General features: G+C 69.8%; 15 protein-coding genes. 6 read left to right on the top strand and 9 right to left on the bottom strand.

Annotation, left to right across the window (positions count from 1 at the left end; translation table 11 throughout):
- Positions 1-123: 123 nt before the first annotated feature.
- Together A4X17_RS10865 and A4X17_RS10860 are read right to left on the bottom strand one after the other, a co-directional pair.
- Positions 124-1,671: a cell wall metabolism sensor histidine kinase WalK gene (locus A4X17_RS10865; RefSeq protein WP_197479060.1), complete on the bottom strand. Its 1,548-nt coding sequence runs from the start codon at positions 1,669-1,671 to the stop codon at positions 124-126.
- 80 nt (positions 1,672-1,751) lie between these two features.
- A complete protein-coding gene (locus A4X17_RS10860) occupies positions 1,752-2,543 on the bottom strand; it encodes a response regulator transcription factor (RefSeq protein WP_064295688.1) in 792 nt (263 codons plus the stop codon).
- Positions 2,544-2,653: 110 nt separating this feature from the next.
- On the opposite strand from A4X17_RS10860, the gene A4X17_RS10855 reads away from it, so the two are divergent.
- The 5 genes from A4X17_RS10855 (at position 2,654) to A4X17_RS10835 (ending at position 7,615) form a co-directional block, all read left to right on the top strand.
- On the top strand, positions 2,654-3,418 hold the full coding sequence (locus A4X17_RS10855) for a GNAT family N-acetyltransferase (RefSeq protein WP_064295687.1): 765 nt from the start codon (positions 2,654-2,656) through the stop codon (positions 3,416-3,418).
- Between the two features lie 287 nt (positions 3,419-3,705).
- A complete protein-coding gene (locus A4X17_RS10850) occupies positions 3,706-5,436 on the top strand; it encodes a dihydroxyacetone kinase family protein (protein ID WP_064295695.1) in 1,731 nt (576 codons plus the stop codon).
- A 98-nt stretch (positions 5,437-5,534) separates the two neighbouring features.
- The gene (locus tag A4X17_RS10845; RefSeq protein WP_064295686.1) at positions 5,535-5,996 is read left to right on the top strand and encodes a ribose-5-phosphate isomerase; all 462 of its coding nucleotides are present in this window, start codon (positions 5,535-5,537) and stop codon (positions 5,994-5,996) included.
- A gap of 26 nt (positions 5,997-6,022) precedes the next feature.
- On the top strand, positions 6,023-6,799 hold the full coding sequence (locus tag A4X17_RS10840; protein WP_369808456.1) for a triose-phosphate isomerase: 777 nt from the start codon (positions 6,023-6,025) through the stop codon (positions 6,797-6,799).
- 102 nt (positions 6,800-6,901) lie between these two features.
- Positions 6,902-7,615 carry a GntR family transcriptional regulator gene (locus A4X17_RS10835; RefSeq protein ID WP_231884360.1) on the top strand — a complete coding sequence of 238 codons (714 nt, stop codon included), beginning with the start codon at positions 6,902-6,904 and terminating at the stop codon, positions 7,613-7,615.
- A 91-nt stretch (positions 7,616-7,706) separates the two neighbouring features.
- Here the strand turns inward: A4X17_RS10835 and A4X17_RS10830 are convergent, their stop codons facing one another.
- From A4X17_RS10830 to A4X17_RS10805, 6 genes are all read right to left on the bottom strand, one after another.
- Entirely contained in the window at positions 7,707-9,080 is a 1,374-nt protein-coding gene (locus A4X17_RS10830; RefSeq protein WP_064295683.1) for an MFS transporter, read from the bottom strand.
- Positions 9,081-9,294: 214 nt separating this feature from the next.
- The gene (locus A4X17_RS10825; protein ID WP_064295682.1) at positions 9,295-10,068 is read right to left on the bottom strand and encodes an SDR family NAD(P)-dependent oxidoreductase; all 774 of its coding nucleotides are present in this window, start codon (positions 10,066-10,068) and stop codon (positions 9,295-9,297) included.
- Positions 10,069-10,143: 75 nt separating this feature from the next.
- Positions 10,144-11,097, bottom strand: coding sequence for a 3-hydroxyacyl-CoA dehydrogenase family protein (locus A4X17_RS10820; protein ID WP_064295681.1), 954 nt, complete (start codon positions 11,095-11,097; stop codon positions 10,144-10,146).
- 27 nt (positions 11,098-11,124) lie between these two features.
- Entirely contained in the window at positions 11,125-12,078 is a 954-nt protein-coding gene (locus A4X17_RS10815; protein WP_064295680.1) for a sugar phosphate isomerase/epimerase, read from the bottom strand.
- 270 nt (positions 12,079-12,348) lie between these two features.
- Positions 12,349-13,044 carry an LON peptidase substrate-binding domain-containing protein gene (locus A4X17_RS10810; RefSeq protein WP_231884359.1) on the bottom strand — a complete coding sequence of 232 codons (696 nt, stop codon included), beginning with the start codon at positions 13,042-13,044 and terminating at the stop codon, positions 12,349-12,351.
- Between the two features lie 87 nt (positions 13,045-13,131).
- Positions 13,132-13,353: a hypothetical protein gene (locus tag A4X17_RS10805; protein ID WP_064295679.1), complete on the bottom strand. Its 222-nt coding sequence runs from the start codon at positions 13,351-13,353 to the stop codon at positions 13,132-13,134.
- 220 nt (positions 13,354-13,573) lie between these two features.
- Between A4X17_RS10805 and A4X17_RS10800 the strand changes: the two genes are divergently transcribed.
- The gene (locus A4X17_RS10800) at positions 13,574-13,783 is read left to right on the top strand and encodes a hypothetical protein (protein ID WP_124767435.1); all 210 of its coding nucleotides are present in this window, start codon (positions 13,574-13,576) and stop codon (positions 13,781-13,783) included.
- A gap of 75 nt (positions 13,784-13,858) precedes the next feature.
- Here A4X17_RS10800 and msrA read toward each other — a convergent pair whose 3' ends face one another.
- Positions 13,859-14,407: a peptide-methionine (S)-S-oxide reductase MsrA gene (gene msrA, locus A4X17_RS10795; protein WP_064295677.1), complete on the bottom strand. Its 549-nt coding sequence runs from the start codon at positions 14,405-14,407 to the stop codon at positions 13,859-13,861.
- Positions 14,408-14,555 lie beyond the last annotated feature (148 nt).

The following is a 14,555-nucleotide window of genomic DNA, read 5'->3' as shown; positions in this document are numbered from 1 at the left end:
CTCCCGGTCCGGTCCCTGAGCCACCCCTTCCGGTCCCTGAGCCTGTCGAAGGGCACCTCGACAAGCTCGGTGAGCGGATCGCGCTCGGTGACCGGATGGAACTCGACGACCGCGGTCGTGCGATCAGCCTCGCGTCGAGGTGACCGTCTCCGGCAGCGAGCCGGTGCCGTCGGCCGCCGGGCGGACCGCGGGGTGCTCCTCGGACGGACCCGACCACGGCAGCGTCACCGTGAACGTCGTGCCGGCGGAGGACGAGGCGACCTCGATCGAGCCCTCGTGGCCCTCGGCGATCGACAGGGCGATCGCCAGCCCGAGGCCCGTGCTGCCGGCCGCACGCGAGCGCGACGAGTCGGCCCGGGCGAACCGGTCGAAGAGTTCGGGGAGGAAGGCCTCGTCGATGCCGGGTCCGTCGTCGGCGATCGTCAGCGAGGCGCGCTGCGGCTCGTCGGGACTCTTCGGTGCGCTGATGCGGGTGACCACGGAGGTGCCGGCCGGGGTGTGCACGGCGGCGTTCGACAGCAGGTTCACGACGAGCTGATGCAGGCGCTCGCGGTCGCCGCGCACGACGATCGCGCGCTCCGGCACGTCGACCGACCAGTGGTGCGCCGGCGCCGAGACCGCCGCGTCGCTCACGGCGGCGGCGACGAGGTCGCTCAGGTCGACGTCGTCGAGGTGCAGGTCCTGGCCCTCGTCGAGACGCGCCAACAGGAGCAACTCGCTGACGAGCGAACTCATCCGGGTCGCCTCCGACTCGATGCGGGCGAGCGCGTGCTCCGTCATGGGCGGGAGACTCTCACTGTCCTGACGGGTGAGCTCGGCGTAGCCCTGGATCGCGGCGAGCGGCGTCCGGAGTTCGTGGCTCGCGTCGGTGACGAACCGACGCATGCGCTTGTCGGTCGCGGCTCGGACGGCGAGTGCGCGGTCGACGTGGTCGATGAGGCCGTTGAGCGCCTCGCCGACCTTGCCGATCTCCGTCCGAGGGTCGGTGTCGGCCTGATCGACCCGCACGTCGATCCCGGTGTCACCGCGCTCGAGTTGCAGCGTGGACACCTCCTCGGCGGCGGCGGCCACGCGGGACAATGGTCGGAGCCCGAGGCGTACCACGATGATCGCCCCGATGATGGTGACCGCGAGCGCGAGCACGGCGAGGATCGCGATGACGATCGCCTCCTGCTGCACGGCCGCTCGCGGGGTGGCGAGCGAGACGCCGGCCACGAGGGTCTCGCCGTCGCCGTGGTCGAGGAACTCGAGCCGGTACCCGCCGAGCGATCCCAACTCGATGTTCTGTCGCTCGGAGCCGTCGGCCGTGACGGCCTCCTCGATGAGCGCCTTCGTCCGCACGTCGAGCGCCGTCGCGTTGGACTGGGTGAAGCGCGCGGAGTCGACGACCGCACCGTCAGCGACGAGCGCGATGAGCGTGCCGGGACCATGGCCGACGTAGTCCACGAACGGCTTGACGTAACCGGGCTCGCCGCGGGTGGCATCGGGGTCCACCACGGCTCCCCCACCGGCCTGCTGATCGTGGAACTTCACCACGGAGTGTTCGAAGGCCTCCATCGATCCCGTGAGCTGGGTGTCGACGACGGCGGTGACCGACGCTTCGACCGTGACGATCGTGAGGATGCCCGACACCGCGAGGACCGCGGCGATGACCGCGGCGATGCCCGTCACCAGCCGTCGCTGGAGCGTCCACGGGTGCCGCCGGTCCGCCCGAGGCGTCGGCACCCCCGCAGTCGGAACCGAAGCGGTGCTCATTCGACCGGCCGCAGCACGTATCCGACACCGCGGACGGTGTGGATCATCGGCGCCCGGTCGGCGTCGATCTTCTTGCGGAGATAGGAGACGTAGAGGTCGACGATGCTCGCCTTGCCGGCGAAGTCGTAGTTCCACACGCGGTCGAGGATCTGGGCGCGACTCAGCACGCGCTTCGGGTTGCGCATGAAGTAGCGGAGCAGCTCGAACTCCGTCGTCGTGAGCGCCACCGGCTCGCCGTCGCGGCTGACCTCGTAGCTGCGCTCGTCGAGGAAGAGCCCGCCGATCGTGATGCGGGAGTCGTCGTCGGACACGACGTGCGCGGTGCGGCGGAGGAGACCACGGAGGCGGGCCACGAGCTCCTCGAGCGAGAACGGCTTCGTCATGTAGTCGTCGCCGCCCGCGGTGAGTCCCATGATGCGGTCGTCCACCGAGTCGCGTGCGGTGAGGAACAGGGTCGGGGTGCCCGATTCCGGCTCCCCCTGCGAGAAGCTGCGGAGCTGGCGGAGGACGCTCAGCCCGTCCATGTCGGGCAGCATGATGTCGAGGACGACGACGTCCGGACGTTCCGTGCGGTAGCGCTGGACAGCCTCGCGACCGTTGGTGGCGACGTCCACGACCCACCCCTCATAGCCGAGGGCCAGGCTCACGAGGTCGGTCAGGACCGCTTCGTCGTCGACGAGGAGGACGCGGATGGGTGAACCGTCGGCCCGGTACATCCGCGGTAGCTTGGCGAGGACCGCCCGGCGGCGCCCCGAGTCGACGATCTGCGTTGGCAGGTCGGAGGGCATGGGTCGATTATCCGTCGTCGAGCTGCGAGGCGCGGGAGCGACGGGCGATTCATAGAGGCCTCATATCTTTTCAGGCCGAGCCCATGGGTGCGGTGCCTACCGTGGAGGGCATGACCCGAGCAGAGCCCCTGGGCACGTCGTTCGCCCCCCGCCGTCGCCGGACGGCCGGAGCGACGGCCGAGCCCGCGGACCGGATCCGGAGCGGCCTCGCCGCCGCGGTCCGGGCTCTGCGTCCCCTGTTCCCGGCAGGCGTCTCACGTCCTCGCTTCCTCCGCGGGCCGCGGATCGAGGCTCCGGTCGACGCGCACCCGATCAGCACCGGCCGCCTCGTCCTGCGTCGCCACCGGTTGGAGGACGCCGAGGCCTGGTACCGCATCCAGTCCACGCCCGAGGTCGTCGAGCACCTGCCGTGGCCCGTCCGCGACCGGGAGGCGTCCCGCGAGCACCTGCGCCACCGCGTCCGGCACAGCCGCCTCTGGCAGTCGGGCGACTTCCTCGCCCTGGCCGTCGAGCACGACGGACGGCTCGTCGGCGACGTCTCCCTGCACCTCCGCGACGTCCAGCCCGCCGAGCGCTCGGTCGAGATCGGATGGGTCCTCGACCCCGCCGTCGGCGGACGCGGTCTCGCGAGCGAGGCCTCGGCCGCCATGATCGACCTGGCGTTCCGCGAGGTCGGGGCGAAGACCGTGACGGCGGTCATCGAGCCGGAGAACACCAGGTCCATCGCCCTGGCCGAGCGGCTCGGCTTCCTGCGGGCGACCGCTCCGCGCCGCTCATCGAGCATCACCTTCGCGATCACGCCCTCGCTCCTCGCGGCACGCCGTGCGGAACGCGTCGAATCCGCGCACACGGAGTCGACCGCCACGCGTCGCTGATCGCCGGCGTCCCGATCGCCGAACCTGCCGGGGCCGAGTCTCCCCCACTCGAGCCTCGGCAGGTTCAGCCGTCGGGACGCCGGCGACGTGTGCCCCTCGAGTCACACGTCCACAACTCAGGTGCTCCCCGGCGCGTCGTCTCCGGCCGCCGCCTGACGGTGCCGACCCGCCTGCGGTCTCCTGAGTTGTGCGCAGCCCAGGGTTCCGGTCGGTTCCAATATCCTATAGGATTATCGCGATGTGCCGGCTTGCGCCGGATCGACGGACTCGATGACGAGGAGATGCAGATGACCAGGCTCTGGAACCGACCGGCCGACTTCGCGGATGAGATGGTGGACGGCTTCGTCCGCGCCAACGGACGCTGGGTACGCAAGGTCTCCGGCGGGGTGTCGCGCTCCACGAAGTCCGCGGAACCGGAGGTCGCCCTCGTGATCGGTGGCGGATCCGGCCACTACCCCGCCTTCGCCGGCCTCGTCGGCCCAGGACTCGCCCACGGCGCGGCCATGGGCAACCTCTTCGCCTCGCCGTCCGCGCACCAGGTGGAGAGCGTCGTCCGCGCGAGCGAGCAGGGACGGGGTGTCCTCCTCAGCTACGGCAACTACGCCGGCGACGTCCTGCACTTCACCGCCGCCCAGGACGCCGTGCGTGCCGACGGCATCGACTGCCGCACCGTCACCGTGACCGACGACATCTTCAGCGCACCGCCCACCGAACTCGAGAAGCGACGCGGGATCGCGGGCGACCTCACCGTCTTCAAGGTCGCGGGCGGCGCTGCCGCTGGTGGGTACTCCATCGACGACGTCGAGCGCGTGGCGGTCCTGGCCAATGCCCGGACCCGTTCGATGGGTGTCGCGTTCTCCGGGTGCACGCTGCCCGGTGCCGACGAACCGCTGTTCTCCGTGCCGGAGGGACGCATGGCCGTCGGGCTCGGCATCCACGGCGAGCCCGGCATCGACGAGACCGACATCCCCTCCGCGGACGAACTGGCGGAGCTGTTCGTGCACCACCTCCTGGCCGAGGCCGAGATCCCGGAGGGCGTCACCCCGAAGGGAGCGCGTGTCGTCCCGATCCTCAACGGCCTCGGCTCCGTGAAGTCCGAAGAGCTGTTCGTCGTCTACGACCGCATCGCCTCCCTGCTGGAGGACGCCGGGATCACCCTCGTCGACCCGCAGGTCGGGGAGTTCTGCACGAGCTTCGACATGGCCGGCGTCTCGCTCACCCTGCTCTGGGTGGACGAGGAGCTGGAGCGACTGTGGAGTGCCGCTGCGGACACGCCCGCGTTCCGCACGGGTGCCGTCGACACCGGCGCGCTCGAGACCGTGGCCGCCGACGACACCGAGGACGTCGCCTTCCAGGTCCCGGACGCCTCGCCCGAGTCCCAGGAGTCGGCGGCGGTCGTCGCCGACGCGATCACCGCGATCCACGAACTCCTCGCGGAGCACGCGGACGAGCTGGGACGCCTCGACGCCATCGTCGGCGACGGCGACCACGGCATCGGCATGGACCGCGGGGCGACCGCCGCCGCCGCCGAGGCCGGGCGACTGCGCGAGGCCGGTGCCGGCGTGGCGACCCTCCTCGACCGCGCGGGCGACGCCTGGTCCGACCGCGCCGGTGGCACCTCGGGTGCACTGTGGGGCGTCATGCTCCGCACCCTCGGCGAGCGCCTCGGCGACGCCGAGCGCCCGACCGCCACCGCTGTGAGCGAGGGCGTGACCGCCGCCAAGGACGCCGTCATGCGCTACGGCAAGGCGTCCGTCGGCGACAAGACGCTCGTCGACGCCCTGGTCCCGTTCGCCGACACGCTGGCCGAGCGCGTCGCCGCCGGCGACGACCTCTCCACCGCCTGGACCACGGCGGCGGCAGCGGCCACCACCGCGGCCCACGAGACGGCCGCTCTCATGCCCGGCATGGGCCGCGCCCGCTCGCACGGCTCGAAGGCCGTCGGTGTCGAGGACCCCGGAGCCGTCTCGCTCGCCCTCATCGTCGAGCGTGTCGGCACCCTCCTCGCCGAGCGCTGACGCCCGATCCACCGACACACAACCCGCTCCCTGAAGCTACCCCTGCACCGGTCCCTGAGCCTGTCGACGGGCCCCGCTCCAACAACGAAAGGCACACCATGACCCGCACCTGGCGAATCGTCATCGGCTCCGATGACGCCGGTTACGACTACAAGGAGATCCTCAAGCGCGACCTCGAGGCGAGCGATCTGGTCGCCTCCGTGATCGACGTCGGGGTCGACGCCGACGGCCACACCAACTACCCGACCGTCGCGGTGACCGCGGCCGAGATCGTCGCCCGCGGCGAGGCCGACCGCGCGCTGCTCATCTGCGGCACGGGCCTCGGTGTCGCGATCGCGGCGAACAAGGTCCAGGGCATCCGAGCCGTCACCGCGCACGACGGATTCTCCGTCGAACGCGGGGTGCTGTCGAACGACGCCCAGGTGCTCTGCATGGGCCAGCGCGTCGTCGGCATCGAACTCGCCCGCCGCAACGTGCGCGAGTGGCTCACCTACGAGTTCGACGCGTCGAGCGCGTCGAACGACAAGGTGCAGGAGATCAGCGCATACGAAGCGTCCTGATGTCAGGGCGTCCCAGACTCGTCGGCGTGAGCCTGAAGATGTACTTCGGGCACGCGCAGACGCTCGACTGGTGCTCGGTCGTCGCGGGGGTGTCGGCCGAGCACCACGCACTCCGATCCGGCGCGGCTGAGCTGTTCGTCATCCCCGGATACCTCTCGGTGACCGGGGCGGTCGAGCGGCTCCACGGCGTCGCGTCCGTGGGGGCTCAGGACCTCGCGACCGAGGACACCGGGGCGTTCACCGGCGAGGTGAGCGGTGCGGAGCTCCGCGAGGTCGGCTGCGAGGTCGTCGAGGTCGGACACGCGGAGCGACGCCGACTGTTCGGCGAAACGCCCGACGTCGTCCGCGCGAAGACGACCGCCGCGCTCCGCAACGGGCTCGCGCCGGTGCTGTGCATCGGAGAGGCCGAGCGCGGAGACGCCGAGACGGCGGCCGTGGAGTGCGTCGCACAGCTCGACGACGCCCTGGCGGGGGCGGTCGCCGCCGGGTTCGTGGGCCGCGTCATCGTCGCCTACGAACCGCACTGGGCCATCGGTGCCTCCGAGGCCGCGAGTCCAGCCCACATCCGCGCGGTGTGCCTCCGGCTGCGTGGTCACCTCGACGTCCTCGACACGAGGGGTGTGGTCGACACCTCCTCGGCCGTCATCTACGGCGGGAGCGCCGGACCCGGCCTGCTCACCACGATCGGCGACGCGGTCGACGGGGTCTTCCTCGGCCGCTTCGCCCACGATCCGGCAGCCCTCGCGCTGGTGCTCGACGAGGTGGCCGGTCTCGACCGCGCGGGCTCCGACCTGCCGCGATGACAGCCGGAGGCCCCGTAAACTGGTCATCGACGATCATCGCGGCCGCTCGACCGGAGGTCCCCCTCCGTGACGACGCCTCGAGCACACCCTTCGGAGCCTGCCGTGGTTGATGCCGTGTTCCCGCTCGGCGCCTCCTCCTCGCTCGAGCGCCGTGGTCTGCGCGACCGCGTCTACGAGCTGGTGCTCGACATGCTGCTCAGCTCCGGCATCGAACCGGGCGCCCGGCTGTCCATCGACGCCATCGCCCGCGACCTCGACGTCTCACCCACGCCCGTCCGTGAGGCACTCGTCCAGTTGGAACGCACCGGGCTCGTCACCCGCGTCACCCACAAGGGCTACCGGGTGGCACCGCCGCTCGCCGACGACCAGCTCGAGTCGCTGTTCGACGCCCGCATCGTGCTCGAGAGCGGCGCCACCGCGCTGGCCGCCGCCCACGCCGACGAGCTCGTCCCGGCCCTCGAGGTCGCCCTCGCGCAGCACGTCGAGATGACCGCCAGGGTGCGCGCCGCGGCGTCGGCCGGCGAGATCCCCGTCGCACTCCTCCGCGAGTACTTCGCGGTGGACTGGAACTTCCACCACCTCATCTTCGAGGGCACCCGCAACCCCTTCCTCCTCGACATGTCCGAGGGCATCTCCACCCGCGTTCACCGCATGCGCCAGACGGTCGAGACGGGTGTCACCGACGCCGACCAGGCCGTCGTCGAGCACCGAGCCATCCTCGATGCGTTCTCCGACGGCTCCGAGGCCGCCGCGGCGGCCATGCGCTCGCACATCGAGCTCGTGCGCACCCGCGCTCGCACCGACGCCGAGCACTGAGCCGCCCTCCTCCGGTCCCTGAGCCTGTCGAAGGGCGCAGAACGGGGCCGACCGCCTGAGCGATCGACCCCGTCCGGGAGTTGCGTCGTGACTAGTGCGCCGTGCGGGTCGCCGTCGTCTCGAGCAGCTCGTCCGCCTTCGCCCCCCGGAAGAACCGGGTGCAGTAGAGCATCGCGGCCGCGAGGAAGGCGAACACGCCGAGCGAGACCACGCCCCACACGCCGCTGTCGGTCGGCACGCTCTCGTTGATCCCGGTGCGCATGATCGGGGCGACGAAGCCGCCGAGGTTACCGAGCGAGTTGATCAGGCCGATGCCCGCCGCCGCAGCCGTTCCGGTGAGGAACGCCGTCGGGTAGGCCCACGTGATCGGCCCGACCGAGAGGAAGCTCGCCACCGCGATGGTGATGAACAGGATGCCGAGGATCGGCTGGTTGTTCGCACCCGCCCAGGCCGAGGCCAGGATGAACACGCCGGTGGAGATGTAGAACCACGTGCCCCAGGTGCGGCGCCGGACGACCGTGTTCGCGTTCCGCCCCACGTAGTAGCAGGCGAACAGACCCACGAGCCACGGGATGGCCGCCACGAGACCGACCTGCCAGCCGACGTCCTGGCCGATGAGGTTCGACACTTGCTGCGGGAGGTAGAACGTCGTGCCGTACACCGCGATCTGCAGGCAGAAGTAGATGATGGTGAAGTACCACACCTTCCAACTCGTCATCGCCTTCGCGATACCGGTCGGGCCGTCCGACTGCCGGACGGTGTCCTCGCGTTCCATCGCGGCCGTCAACGAGTCCTTCTCCTGTTGGTCCAGCCATTTCGCCTGTTGCGGCGAGTTGGTGAGGAAGTAGAGCGCGGCGAAACCGGCGAGGACCGCGAGCATGCCCTCGGCGAAGAACATCACCTGCCAGCCGTGCCACGGGGTCAGGGCGTCACCGAAGCTGATGAGGCCACCGCTCAGCGGCGCGCCGAGCATCTGCGAGAAGGGCTGTGCCAGATAGAAGATCGAGAACATCTGGACGCGGACCTTGTTCGGGAACCACTCCGACAGGAACATGATGACGCCGGGGAAGAGCCCGGCCTCGGTCACGCCGAGCAGGAAGCGCAGGACGATGAACATCGTGTCGTTCGTCGTGAAGGCGAACAGGGCGGCGACGATGCCCCAGGTCACTGCGATGCGGGCGAGCCAGAACCGGGCGCCGAACTTCTTCAGCAGCAGGTTGCTCGGGATCTCGAAGATCGCGTAGCCGATGAAGAAGATGCCGGCACCGAGGGCGAAGGCACCGTTCGAGATGCCGCGGTCGACGCTGAGCGCCTCCTCGGCGAAGCCGACGTTCGTGCGGTCCAGGAACGCGACGAAGTACAGGATGACGAGCATCGGCATGAGGTGCTTCGACGCCTTGCGGATCGCCGACTTCAGCGCCGGATCGTTGGTCGATCCGATCGCCGGCGGATTGGGTGTGGACAAGACACTCTACTTTGAGATGACTGGTGCGGGTGGGTGCTACTGGCGTTACTGCTGCTGCTGGCGGTGGTCAGGAGACCATCGAGGGGATGATCATCCAGAGGCCGATGCCGACGAAGACGACGCCGAGACCGAGGAAGATCAACCGGGATTTGGTCCACTGACCGGTGAGGTGCTGCATGGTGCTGCTCCGTTCGCTCGTGGTGCGTGTGGTGGATCAGTGCATGTAGAGGCCGCCGTCGACGTTCAGCGTCTGACCGGTGACGAAGCCGGCGTCCTCACTGATGAGGTAGGCGATGGCGGCCGCGATGTCGCGCGGGGTGCCGATGCGCGGCAGGACGCCGTCGGCGGCCATGGCCGTCTTGCGCTCCTCGGTGAGGGTGCCGCCCATGATGTCGGTGTCGATGGGTCCGGGCGAGATGGCGTTGACCGTGATGCCGTCGTGGCCGAGCTCGCGGGCGACGCTGCGGGTGAAGCCGATCACGCCGGCCTTCGCCGCTGAGTAGGCCGTCTTGCTGAAGGTGCCGCCGCCACGCTGGGCGGAGACGGACGACAGGCTGACGACACGACCGACGCCGTTCGACACCATCGACTCGACCGCACGGCGGGTCGTGTAGTGGACGCCGTTGAGGTTGATGTCGATGACGCGCTGCCACTCGTCGGCGCTCACCTCGAGGTAGGGCACCGGTGAGGCGACGCCCGCGAGGTTCACGAGGGCGACGAGCTGTGGGAGGGCGGCCTCGAGCGCGTCGAACGCGGCACGCACCTGCGCCTCGTCGGCGACGTTCGCGCCGGCGCCGGCCGCCTGCACCCCGTGCTGCTCCGCGATCTCGGCGGCGACCGCCTGCGCCGCAGCCTCGTCGAGATCGATGATCCCGATGTTCCAGCCGAGTTCGGCGAGGTGATGGGCTGAGGCGCGACCGATGCCGCGCGGGGAGGCTGCGCCGGTGAGGACGACGGTCTTGGATTCGGGGAAGGTGGTGGCGGTCATGGCCGGCCTTTCTGCGTGGGAGTGGTGAAGTCGGTGTCCGATCGAGTCGGACGTTGCGTTCGGTCGGCGCCGCGCTCAGTTGATGGGTGCGGGGCCGAGCTCGTCCATGAGCCGCTTGATCGCGACGTACGCCTTGTTGCGGTAAGCGATCAGCTCGGGGGTGCGGTCGGCCGGGACGTCGAGGTAGCCGGCACCCGACTTGGTGCCGAACTTGCCGGCGTCGACGAGCTCCTTGAGGGAGTCCGGTGTGGCGAACCGCTCGGGCCACCGGGTCTGGAGCGAGGCGTAGCAGAACGAGTACACGTCGAGTCCGGCCATGTCGGCGATCGCGAAGGGACCGAAGACGGGGAGCCGGAAGCCGAAGGTGGTGCGGACGATCGTGTCGATGTCCTCGGGCGTCGCGACGCCCTCCTCGACGAGCTGCGTCGCCTCGTGGAACAGCGCGTACTGCAGGCGGTTGAGCACGAAGCCCGTGGCGTCTTTGACGCGGGCGGTCTCCTTGCCGGTCGCCGCGACGATCTCCTCGACGGTGGCGATCGCCGCATCGGCTGTGGTCTCGTGCGGGATGAGTTCGACGCCGGGGATGAACGGGGCAGGGTTCGAGAAGTGGACGCCGAGGAACCGCTCCGGGTTCGTGACGGCCTCGGCGAGTGAACCGATGAGGATGGTCGAGGTGTTCGAGCCGATGATGGCGTCGGGTGAGGCTGCGGCGCTGATGCGACGGAGGGTCTCGTGCTTGATCTCGATCTTCTCGGGGACGGCCTCCTCGATGAAGTCGGCTCCGGTGACCGCCTCCTCGATGGACGCGGCGGGCGAGACGTTGGCGCGGATCCGCTCCACGGCATCGGCCGGGAAGAGTCCGTCGGCGACGAACTGCTCGGCCTCGGCGATGAGGCGGTCGTAGTTCTTGCGCGCGATCTCCTCGGAGATGTCGGCGATGCGGACGGTGGCGCCGGACAGCGCGAGCACCTGGGCGATGCCGCCGCCCATGTACCCCGATCCGACGACGGCGATGGTGTGTGTGGTCATGATGAGGCTCTCCTGTGGTCGTCTGGATCAGGCCTGCGGCAGCAGGGTCCTGATGTACTTCTGGTTGGTGGAGCACATGCCGAGGCTGTCGCCGCCGTAGTGCTCGGCCAGGATGATGCCGTTGAAGCCGAGCTCGACGGCGTCGCGGAAGACCTGGCGGTAGTTGATGAGCCCGGCCTCCATGGTGGAGGGCACGGACGTCGCCCAGCTGCCGTCGGCCGCCTCGTCGCGGGTGTAGTTCTTCACGTGCATGTAGTTGGCGTAGGGCAGGGTCTTGGCGAACAGCTCGCGCCAGTCCTCCACCGGGCGGTGCAGGCGGATGAGGTTCGCGACGTCGGGGTTCAGGCCGACGTTGTCGAGCCCGACCTCCTCCACGAACCGGACCGCGCTGTCGGCGGTGCCGAGGTAGGTGTCCTCGTAGAGCTCGAGTGCGAGCGGCAGGCCCACGTCGGCCGCGTGCTTGCCGAGCTCGCGGATGCGGCTGACGGCGGCGTTCCAGACCTCGGGGTCGTCGGGGTCCTTCGGGCCCTGCGCGGTCCAGAACCACAGCGCCTTGCGCTGCGCGTCGTTGAACGGTTGGTGCAGGCCGGTGGAGAAGACCTGCATCCCCCACTCCGCCGCGGCGTCGATCGTGCGGTGCGCGTACTCGAGGTTGCGCTCCTCGTGGCCCGGCATGATCACGCTCTGCCGCTGCAGGTGGACGGACGGGACGCCGACGCCGTGCGACTTCGCGATGGCGAGGAACTCGTCGCGACGAGACGGTTCGAGGTCGGCGGGCCGGACATGGCTGTCGGGCAGTTCGGCGAGGGTGAACCCGACGCCGGCGACCTGCGCGAAGAGGTCGTCCCACGCTTCGGGTTCCGCGTCGTGCAGGGAGACGCCGTTGCGGTCGACGGGTGGGATGCCGTGCAGGCAGGTGGCGATGGGCCAGGTGTCGGCGGTCCATCGGGGGGTCGACGCGGTCGCGGTCGTATCCGTCATGATGCTCCATTGCGCTCAGGGACTGCTCGGGGCTGGTGCTCCCGGTCAAAAAGATCCTATAGGAAATAGTAAAGCGTTTCCACGAATGCGCAAGGGCACTTCGACAGGCTCAGTGACCGGCGGAAGGGAAGCTCAGTGACCGGCGGAGGGGAGGGTCAGTGAATGGTGGAGCGGGAGGCGAGCTTCCGGGGACCGAATCCAACCGGTCACCGAGTGCACCCGGTCACGACCACTCCGGTCACCGAGCCTGTCGAGGCGCGGCGTCGGGGCTCAGTCGCCGAGGATGTCCCAGTCCTCGTCGTCCGCGTCGGCGATGCCACCCGCGATGAAGGCCTCGCCGGCCTCGGTGGCGCGATCGCGCACGCCGACCAGCAGCTCTTCGAGCGAACCGGCCGACAGGAACCGCATCTGGTCGATCTCGCTCACCGGCGCGATGCCCGCCAGCTGCCAGGACGACTCCAGCGGGTCGTCGGCGAGCTCCACGACCGAGGCCCACTGCTGCTCACTGAACTCGCTGGCCACCGCGAGCGAACGCCGCACCGCCGCCTCGGTCTCATCCCGCAGCGGCTCCCAGCGCGCGTCCCACTCCAGGTCGTCGAGCGTTCGGATCTCAGCGCGTGGATACGGGTCGTCCGGCAGCCAGTCGGTCACCTCGAAGCGCTGACCGCCCTCGGCGATCACCGCAACGAAGCCCTCGCCGCCGTCGACCTCGACGATCTCCGCCACGGTCCCGGTGCGGAAGCGGTGCTCACCGCCTCCCGTCTCACGGCCACGCTCGATGAGCACGACGCCGAACGCCGGGTCCTCGGCCTCGAGCAGGTGCGCCAACATGGTGAGGTAGCGCTCCTCGAAGAGCCGCAGGGCGAGCGGCATGTGTGGGAACAGCACGGAGCCGAGTGGGAACATCGGCAGCTCGAGGACCGGGAGGCCGGATGCCCACGGCTCGGCACTGAAGGAGTCGGTCATGCCAGTCCCCCTCCGCCTCGCGGGCCCGAACGACTATCGTCCACCCGAATCGTGCTGCGATCATAGCCGCCGGACACCGGAGGCCACTCAGGCGGCGAGGACGGCACGCAGCGCCTGATCGAACCGGATCGCGCGATCGACCTCGACCGCCGTCTCGTAGTCGGTTCCGCGCAGGGCCACGTGCAGTGGCCAGTCCACGTCGATGAACCCGACGCGCCGGTCGCCCACGAAGACGCCGAAGCGGTCTGCCGTGAGCTGCTCCACCCACGCACGGCGGAGTTCAGACGTCTCGCTACCGGTGGAGCCCATGGAACGACCTCTCTCGGCGGGTGCGACGACCGGGTCCGGACAACCGTCGAAGTATCTCGACTGTCTAGCTATCACCGCCGTGCTTCATCATGACAGCACGGCCGCGGGATGGACAACTCCCCTATCCGTCCGACGAAACGAGCACGAGGCGATGGCATCGTTGCGAGATCGTGCCGTGATGGTCCGCGGATCCTCAGGAACCGTCCGTAGGATGCTGATCGTGGGGTGGAAGTGGCCGTGGGGACGCAAGCGCATCGTCGATGCGCCGGTCGATGCCGGGTCCGACCCCTACCTCCAGTACCTCGAGTGGGTTCGCCTCGGCAAACCGTCGCTCGCGTCACCCGACGATCCACCGCTGCAGTTCGACCCGCGATTCGCGCCACGACTGGCCTCGGACGCCGTCAACTCCTCGCGCGCCGACGGCGTCTGAGTCTGCCGGTCTGAGCCCGCCGGTCCACGCACAGCACAGCGCCCGACACCGAGGTGACGGGCGCTGCGAAGATACTTACGCGGTGGCCTGCTCCGCGACCTCGGCGCGGCGCGGGAGCTTCCAGCCCGGGCGCACGAAGTGGCAGGTATAGCCCCACGGGATGCGCTCCAGGTAGTCCTGGTGCTCCGGCTCGGCCTCCCAGAACTCGGAGACCGGCTCGACCTCGGTGACGACCTTGCCGGGCCAGAGCCCTGAGGCGTCGACGTCGGCGATCGTGTCGCGCGCGACGCGCTCCTGCTCGGGCGAGGTGAAGAAGATCGCCGAGCGGTAGCTCAGGCCGACGTCGTTGCCCTGGCGGTTCTTGGTCGACGGGTCGTGGATCTGGAAGAAGAACTCCAACAGCTCGCGGAAGGACAGCTTGCTCGGGTCGAAGACGACCTCGAGGGCCTCCGCGTGGGTGCCGTGGTTGCGGTAGGTCGCGTTGGCGACATCGCCACCGCTGTAGCCCACGCGCGTCGACTTCACGCCCGGCATCTTCCGGACGAGGTCCTCCATGCCCCAGAAGCATCCGCCGGCCAGCACCGCGCGCTCGGTCGTCGTGCTCTGCTCGTCTGCTGCACTCATCGTGACTCCTCCTTCGTGCCGAGCACCGTGCGGGGTCCCCGCGTGCTCCGGTCTTCGGCTCCATGGTATGCAACAGCGTCCGCTTCCGGACTGTTCCGGGCGGGGCTTGCACTCAGCGGTCGCACAGGTGCGAGGACGCGACGGCGAA

It is taken from the genome of Plantibacter sp. H53 (assembly GCF_001650455.1).
Taxonomy (GTDB): Bacteria; Actinomycetota; Actinomycetes; order Actinomycetales; family Microbacteriaceae; genus Plantibacter; species Plantibacter flavus_A.
This window is presented reverse-complemented; position numbering and strand designations above follow the sequence as displayed.

What these genes read in the sequence shown, in the direction of transcription:
- A4X17_RS10810 (WP_231884359.1), bottom strand. Translation starts at nt 13,044, where the DNA reads ATGACCGACTCCTTCAGTGCCGAGCCGTGGGCATCCGGCCTCCCGGTC.
- A4X17_RS10845 (WP_064295686.1), top strand. Translation starts at nt 5,535, where the DNA reads ATGACCCGCACCTGGCGAATCGTCATCGGCTCCGATGACGCCGGTTAC.
- A4X17_RS10860 (WP_064295688.1), bottom strand. Translation starts at nt 2,543, where the DNA reads ATGCCCTCCGACCTGCCAACGCAGATCGTCGACTCGGGGCGCCGCCGG.
- A4X17_RS10805 (WP_064295679.1), bottom strand. Translation starts at nt 13,353, where the DNA reads ATGGGCTCCACCGGTAGCGAGACGTCTGAACTCCGCCGTGCGTGGGTG.
- A4X17_RS10850 (WP_064295695.1), top strand. Translation starts at nt 3,706, where the DNA reads ATGACCAGGCTCTGGAACCGACCGGCCGACTTCGCGGATGAGATGGTG.
- A4X17_RS10825 (WP_064295682.1), bottom strand. Translation starts at nt 10,068, where the DNA reads ATGACCGCCACCACCTTCCCCGAATCCAAGACCGTCGTCCTCACCGGC.
- msrA (WP_064295677.1), bottom strand. Translation starts at nt 14,407, where the DNA reads ATGAGTGCAGCAGACGAGCAGAGCACGACGACCGAGCGCGCGGTGCTG.
- A4X17_RS10815 (WP_064295680.1), bottom strand. Translation starts at nt 12,078, where the DNA reads ATGACGGATACGACCGCGACCGCGTCGACCCCCCGATGGACCGCCGAC.
- A4X17_RS10820 (WP_064295681.1), bottom strand. Translation starts at nt 11,097, where the DNA reads ATGACCACACACACCATCGCCGTCGTCGGATCGGGGTACATGGGCGGC.
- A4X17_RS10855 (WP_064295687.1), top strand. Translation starts at nt 2,654, where the DNA reads ATGACCCGAGCAGAGCCCCTGGGCACGTCGTTCGCCCCCCGCCGTCGC.